The 5,758-nt window shown below is 34.1% G+C and carries 4 protein-coding genes and 1 pseudogene; 3 read left to right on the forward strand and 2 right to left on the reverse strand.

The window, feature by feature from the left end; translation table 11 throughout:
- Positions 1-178: 178 nt before the first annotated feature.
- The gene (locus ACIR131C_RS0114115) at positions 179-2,203 is read right to left on the reverse strand and encodes an FAD-dependent oxidoreductase (protein WP_028090723.1); all 2,025 of its coding nucleotides are present in this window, start codon (positions 2,201-2,203) and stop codon (positions 179-181) included.
- Positions 2,204-2,337: 134 nt separating this feature from the next.
- Here ACIR131C_RS0114115 and ACIR131C_RS0114120 point away from each other — a divergent pair, with 134 nt between their 5' ends.
- A complete protein-coding gene (locus ACIR131C_RS0114120) occupies positions 2,338-2,562 on the forward strand; it encodes a helix-turn-helix domain-containing protein (RefSeq protein WP_028090724.1) in 225 nt (74 codons plus the stop codon).
- Complete coding sequence (locus tag ACIR131C_RS0114125; RefSeq protein WP_028090725.1) at positions 2,555-3,436, forward strand: hypothetical protein; 882 nt, start codon at positions 2,555-2,557, stop codon at positions 3,434-3,436. Before ACIR131C_RS0114120 ends, ACIR131C_RS0114125 begins: the two co-directional genes overlap by 8 nt.
- Here ACIR131C_RS0114125 and ACIR131C_RS0114130 read toward each other — a convergent pair whose 3' ends face one another.
- Positions 3,437-4,315: a DNA-methyltransferase gene (locus ACIR131C_RS0114130; RefSeq protein WP_051347567.1), complete on the reverse strand. Its 879-nt coding sequence runs from the start codon at positions 4,313-4,315 to the stop codon at positions 3,437-3,439.
- 314 nt (positions 4,316-4,629) lie between these two features.
- Here ACIR131C_RS0114130 and ACIR131C_RS26080 point away from each other — a divergent pair.
- Positions 4,630-5,758: pseudogene (locus ACIR131C_RS26080) on the forward strand (tetratricopeptide repeat protein); the annotation flags it as partial.

The following is a 5,758-nucleotide window of genomic DNA, read 5'->3' on the forward strand; positions in this document are numbered from 1 at the left end:
CATGACAGTATTATCTTTATTATTACTAACTGTACCTCATAACTTCGGAAACTGCTGTATGTCCATACACTTGCGAACAAACCCTCAATTCTGAATTTCTACCAGATTGAGTTTCAGATACCAGACTTTTTTGAGAAGTTGGGTATCTGGGAATATTGTTTTTAGAATCACATTTTATCTAGCGCCAATCATCCCAATTTTGGTTAAAAATAGAAGTATCAGGAAAAGCCGTAGGATTACCATTTTCGTTCAAAATCTGTTTTAAAATTTCTAATTGTGGTTCTTGTCTAGGTAAATCATTAACCAATTCATAGGGGTCAATTCCCTGTTTTAGCGCGAAACTAGCCACAGTTCCCGCAGCAGCACCAGCAGACCATTCAAAAGAATGAACGCGATAAGCAGCAGCAGCAATATGACTAGTAGCAATACTTTTTCCTCCTACCAATAAATTATCAATTTGTTGGGGAATCATTGCCCGGAGTGCAATTTGGAAAGGATAAGCAAAACCCGCACCTCTTCTTTCTCCCGCACGTTCCGTATTACCAGGTAATTCCGCTGGAGTTTTTGTCATACAAGGATGAAAATCTATCGCATAATGACCAATACCTACAGCGTCAGGATAAATTGTAGAACGACTTCTGCGAACAACTTTTTCTGGGGAAATTTTACCCATAATTACAGATGTTACTTCTAAACCAGCCACTGTTGCTTTTAAATTGCGATACATATTTGCTGGCAGATTTTTTCGATAATATTCATCATTATAATTACGACGAGAAATATCAACTTCCCAAATCCCAAAACCTTCCGGTTGTCCCCAACTAGGACGGCCAATAATACGTCTTCCTTCCCTCATATAGGGGTATTTAGATAAACCATGAACTGTCCCCATAGGTGAATCTAAACCTGTTAAAAAACGAATATTTTTCTGCGGTTGTTTCACCCCTTTTCCTAATTGAGAATCTGTAGTTCCTGCATACAACCAATAAAAATAAGAAAAAGCCTTTTCTTCAGCTTTGCGGAGGGTTTCTGTGCGTAGTCCACCTTGCCAACCTCCTGGTTTTAATTGTCCAGAATTTTCTAATTGTTGACGAGTGTAAATCAGATTATCTGCGGCTGTTCCTGGACGGTAATCATTTCCCCAAGTCCAGTTTTGCATGGAAATATCCCCTGGTGTGGGTACGGTAAATTTCACACCATTAAAGTTAGTTAATTGTCCTGTTTGGGGACTCCAAATTCGGCGATAGGTAAATACTAAATCAAAGTTTGCTAATCGTTTTAATTCATAACTAAAATATTGTGCATATTGGGGATAAAATGACGGCATTGTGATTTGTTGCGGTGATTTTGTTGCCTCCATAGCAAAGGTATAAGTAAAACCTTGAGTACAATAAGGATCATTGGTTGTGCTAGAAGATGAAGGTTCAAGGTGAGAAAGTGCATCAATTCCTAAACGGTAAGGAACATCTGCTAAAGCAACAATTTCTCCAGTTTCACTTGTGTCTATAACATACCATTTTCTTAACTTATTGGGAGTTTGTTTAGGAAGAAAACGAATAATAGTTTTACTCAACAGAGATGAGTTTTTATAACTATAAGCATCTGCAATAGTTTGGGATAAAGTATTAGTATTTAAAGGTGGTGTACCTGGTAATGGTTGATGTTGAATTGCGATCGCATTATTAATAATTTTGCCATCTGGACTAATTTCTAAATCTTTAATTACTGTATTCGGAAAAAATTGTAATTTTCCCTTACCTTTCTTTTCGGCATCTTTGAGCATTTTTGTGATAATATCATGAGCATCACCAGGGAGAAAACAAGAATCACTTACCCAACAATCACCAGGGTTAAGTTTACCATATTTGCGTTCAATGCGGTTTCTTAATTCGGAATAACCGCGAGAATAGAATTGTTTAGATCGTTGAGTTGGTCTTTCGTCTAATGCAGATGTTCCTTGAGAGGAAATTTGTCCTCCCAACCAGTCGGTTATTTCTGTTAAACAAACTGTTCTTCCCATAAGTAAAGCTTCATAAGTTGTTGCTACTCCTGAGAGTCCACCACCCACGACTAGAAGCTCACAGTTGACCGTTTTATCTGGAGTCCGTGGAGGAGTAGCTGTAACTCCATAAGGAGCGAGGAAGGTGGTAAATAAGCTAAAACTAATCAATGTTTGTAAGCCTTTCTTGTATCTTTGTTTCATGGTTTCTGCACTCTGTACACTACTATGTCAAATTATATAGGTTATCTTTGGGGAAAGATTAATACTTCATTAGACATGATTATGGTACTTAAAGTCCGTGGACTTAAAGACATTAATAGCTTTTAATTGTCTTTATGACAACATCTAACAGTAAAAACGTCCAAAAAGAATTTGGTCATCGTCTACGTCAAATTAGGGAAAATATGGGTCTATCTCAAGAAGAATTAGCGCATTTATGTAACTTAGACCGGAGTTATGTAGGAGGGGTAGAACGGGGAGAAAGAAATATTAGTCTTGTTAATATTCATAAAATTGCAAATGCGTTAAATATTTCACCTAGAGAGTTTTTTAATGACTAATATTGCTGATAATATCAGATTGAAAGAACTGGCAATTATTGCTAACTCAAATAAGCTTTTTTTTGATGATTTTATTAACTTTATAGAATCAGAAAATTATAGTAATCTACATGAATTTGTTATTGAAAAAAATTCATCCAAAGCACAACAAGTGTTACTAAAATATTTAAAGCGCAAAGTTCCCAAAGACCTAAATTTATATGACGGAATTGCTCGTCCATATCCTCAAAGTAAAGCAAAATGGCTGTTTTTAGGTTGGATTTTTAGGGATGCTCCCATACAAAGATTACAAAACATACTCAAAAATATTGATGGAACAGCTAATGAGCGTAAAGCCATACTTTTAAATCATGTGCGTGAATATGTATCTACTATTTTACCTGAACCAGAAAGATGGGAATGGTTTCCTATTTGCGAAGTTATGATGGAACGATTAGAAGGAAGCCGTCGAGCTATAAAAGGAAATTTATTTGAGGCAATTATTCGCACAAATTTGAAAGAAATATTCAAAAATAATAATATAAAACTGAGAATTGGAGAAAATCAAATTAAACTTGGTGGTGAGACTTATGATGTAACGATTATGGGAGAGAAAGGAACAATTTTAATTCCAGTTAAAACCAGAGAAACAACTGGTGGTGGTCACGCTTTACTTTTTACCAGAGATATTAACCAAGCAATTGAAAAAGCCAAAAATGATGGATATAAATGTATTCCAATTATCATAGCTGAAGCATGGAAAATAGATTTTGATTCCCTGAAATCACAAGAATTTATTCACATTGATAAAAATCCCAATCAAATAATTGAATTAGAACCATTACTGAATCATAAACTCAAGGAGATTTTAGATATTTTCCAATCAATTGAATAATTATGTTGAAAAAATTCGCTTGATGGCAATTTTACAGTAATCTTCATTAAGTTCAATACCAATAAACTTACGTCCTTTCTTCATAGAAACTAATCCTACAGTACCAGCACCAAAAAAAGGATCAAGAACTATTCCCCCTTCAGACGAACCCGCTAAAATACATGGTTCTATTAATTGTTCTGGAAAAACAGCAAAATGTGCATCTCTAAATTTAGATAAAGGAACTTCCCAAACTGTTCTTTTATTTCTACCTTGAGGATGAAATGCTTGGTCCCATCTGCCGTTATGTAAATTAGAATTACCTGAATTTTTGCCTTGTTCTGGAGTTCCTCCTTTTTTACCTAAATGATTGCGTCCTCCCCGCATTTTACTATTTTCAGAAAAAGTTACATGAGGTTCACGAATAGCATCTGCATCATAGTAATACTTGGAACTTTTGGCAAATAAAAATATATATTCATGATCAGTTGTTGGACGGTTTTTAACAGAAGATGGCATGGCATTAGGTTTATACCAGATAATATCCGATCTTAAAATCCATCCTCTTTCTTTAAGAGCTAATGCCAATTTCCAAGGTAGTCCTGCTAAATTTCCATCTATATATTTATCACCCAAATTGATCCAAAGCGTCCCATCTTCTTTTAAAACTCTTTTGACTTCATCAAATACTTCTAAAAGTTTGTTTACGTATTCATCTGGATTTTCTTCAATTCCAATTTGTTCTTCTCTACAGTAGTCTCTTTGACCATAATAAGGAGGACTTGTGATCACCGTTTGCACTAATGAATCTGGTAGTTTTTTTAGAGAATTTAAAGCTTCTCCATTGATGAGAAAATTTGCTTGCTGGAAATTAACTTCACCAATATCGTCTATTTTCACTACTAGTTTTCTATCTAGATTCGCAAACAGTGGTAGATTTGCAGTTATGTAATCCAACACAGAATTTACTTTAACTCTTAGATTTTACTTTTAATCATTTTAAGCCCTTTCAGCTTGAAAAGCAACCAGGGGTTAATTCTAGATGTCCTCTCTTCGATTGATCCATAATTCCATCCTAGAATAGGTGATATTTGTCCCCAAATCTGTTAATATCGAAAAGCCTAAAAATTCAGTAACCTGACACCAATCATCTATCATAGATGCAGTATAAACACACCGTTATCAAAACTAACCACCTGCTAGGGAAAATTGTCATGAAGAACAAAAAGCCCATATTATCAAATATAGCTTTAAAAAGCACCATTTTCTTTTCACCTTTACTGCTATTAACGGCTTTTATTAGTCAAAGCATTGTACCATCTGCTACCGCTCAGGTACTATCAAATCAGCACCAGGAAAAATTAGCGCAAAAACCAGTCAAATCTGATTTAGAAATTGCTTTTACTCGCACAAATACCTTAATCAATATTTGGTTAACTATTTTAAGTTTATTTCCTGTAGCTTTAATTGCGGTATTATGGTTTTTTCGTCGAGCTATAATTAGGGAAATTGTAGAACGAGGAATGCAACAAATTCAAGGGATTGAAAATTTGCAAACTCAATTAACTACAGTTCAAACAGAAGCTAAAAACCTGATTCGAGAATCTCAAAATACTACGCAAGAATTAGCGCAAGAAGTTGATAATTTTAAACAAAAGATTCAGGGTGAACAAGAAAATTTATCCATGCTTTTATCTGATTTACCTAAATCAAAACAAGAGTTTTTAACAGCTTTGGAAATTGAGGTCAAATCTGCTCAAGAAAATATCAGTAATTTAGAGTTTACATTGAATACTCAATTAGAACGATTAAATTTATCTGCTCAACAGCAAAAAATTACAATTGACAATATCAAAAAATTAGAAACTGAGCTATTTTCTGAATTTATCAAACTCAAGTTAGAGGTGGAAAATCAAAAAGATATTGCTATTGTTGACATTGAACAATCTCGCAGTAATCTCATATCTCAATTTCAGGTAGTAGAGTCAGAAGCTCAAGCACAAAAATATCAGACTTTTGAGAATTTAGTCAAATTACAAGTAGAATTTACCGGTGAATTATCTCAATTTCAATTAGATGTTAAAAATCAAAAAGATATAGTTATCAACAATATCGAAAATCTCAATAATCTATTTAAATCTGAAGTTACTGAATTAAAGACTGATACGCAAATCCAGAAATATCAATTTATTGAGGATTTATCTAGATCCCAAGGTGAATTTTCTCAGCAACTTACAGAATTACAAAATACAGCCATTCAACGACAACAGCAAATTATAGACAATTTAGAAAAATCTGGAGAAGAATTTACATCTCAGTTTTCAGATTTACAAAATGATGTCC

The sequence above is a fragment of the Dolichospermum circinale AWQC131C genome (assembly GCF_000426905.1).
GTDB lineage: Bacteria > Cyanobacteriota > Cyanobacteriia > Cyanobacteriales > Nostocaceae > Dolichospermum > Dolichospermum circinale.

Bases quoted from the DNA above. Each gene is read 5' to 3' on its own strand.
- ACIR131C_RS0114115 (WP_028090723.1), bottom strand. From the start codon at position 2,203: ATGAAACAAAGATACAAGAAAGGCTTACAAACATTGATTAGTTTTAGC.
- ACIR131C_RS0114120 (WP_028090724.1), top strand. From the start codon at position 2,338: ATGACAACATCTAACAGTAAAAACGTCCAAAAAGAATTTGGTCATCGT.
- ACIR131C_RS0114125 (WP_028090725.1), top strand. From the start codon at position 2,555: ATGACTAATATTGCTGATAATATCAGATTGAAAGAACTGGCAATTATT.